At 69.8% G+C, this 1,102-nt stretch carries 1 protein-coding gene; it reads left to right on the top strand.

The window, feature by feature from the left end; all coding sequences use genetic code 11:
• The first annotated feature begins 186 nt into the window (after window positions 1–186).
• On the top strand, window positions 187–762 hold the full coding sequence (locus HFP89_RS08870; protein WP_168717304.1) for a Spy/CpxP family protein refolding chaperone: 576 nt from the start codon (window positions 187–189) through the stop codon (window positions 760–762).
• Window positions 763–1,102 lie beyond the last annotated feature (340 nt).

Below are 1,102 nucleotides of genomic sequence, written 5' to 3'. Positions count from 1 at the left end.
GAATCGCCCCGGCCACCCTTCGCCCGCAAGCGGCCTCCAACAGGAACCTCCGCCAGAACCGCCTGTTGGAGGGAGCTTGCTCGCGAACCGCCCCGGCCACCCTTCGCCCGCAAGCGGCCTTCGACAGATCAACCGACTGCCCGAATTCGCATTAGAATCGACTGATATTCCAGCGAGAACCGTCCGATGCTGCGTTCCATTCTGCTTGCCCTGCTTCTCATCGCCACCCTGCCCGTTGCCGCGCAGGATGATTCCATCGAATCCGCGTCGGCCGAAGCCGCCGATGCGCGCCCGACCGCCCTGATGCCCCGCCAGGAACGCATGCTGCGCGAGGGCCGAGGCATGGGCCTGGCGCGCGCCGCCGAACTCAACGGCTTCCCCGGTCCGATGCACGTACTCCAGCAGGCCGACGCGCTGGAACTGACCGACGAGCAGCGCGCCGCAACCACCGAACTGGTCGCCCGCGTCCGCGAACAGGCCCCCGCCATCGGCGAGAGGATCCTGGCCGCCGAGGCCGAGCTGAACGCGATGTTCGCCGACGGCAGCGTCACCCGCGAGTCGATGGAGGCGAAACTCACGGAAATCGCCGAACTGAATGCCGAACTCCGCGCCGTGCACCTCGGCGCCCACCTGGACCAGGCGGCGTTGCTGACGGCCGAGCAGAAGGCCGCCTATCAGCCCGCCCATCGCGCCGGCGGCATGGACGGCGAGCGCCGCCCGATGCGGCGGCAGCAGCAGCGATCAGGCCAGGAACAGCGCTGACCGGGGCACCCGCCCCCGCCGGCAGGTCCCGCCCTTCGCCCGCAAGCGGCCTCCAACAGGGGGCGATCGGCGCCGAGATCGCTTCTCCTGTTGGAGGGAGCTTGCTCGCGAACCGCCCCGACCACCCTTCGCCCGCAAGCGGCCTCCAACAGGAACCTCCGCCAGAACCGCCTGTTGGAGGGAGCTTGCTCGCGAATCGCCCCGGCCACCCTTCGCCCGCAAGCGGCCTCCAACAGGGACCTTGGCAGAACGGCCTGTTGGAGGGAGCTTGCTCGCGAATCGCCCCGGCCAGCCTTCGCCCGCAAGCGGCCTCCAACAGGAGATCGAGCCGCCCCGATCC

Source organism: Wenzhouxiangella sp. XN79A (genome assembly GCF_012272825.1).
Lineage (GTDB): Bacteria > Pseudomonadota > Gammaproteobacteria > Xanthomonadales > Wenzhouxiangellaceae.
Note: the sequence above shows the minus strand (reverse complement) of the source record. Positions and strands in the feature narration are given on the sequence as shown.

Bases quoted from the DNA above. Each gene is read 5' to 3' on its own strand.
- HFP89_RS08870 (WP_168717304.1), top strand. From the start codon at position 187: ATGCTGCGTTCCATTCTGCTTGCCCTGCTTCTCATCGCCACCCTGCCC.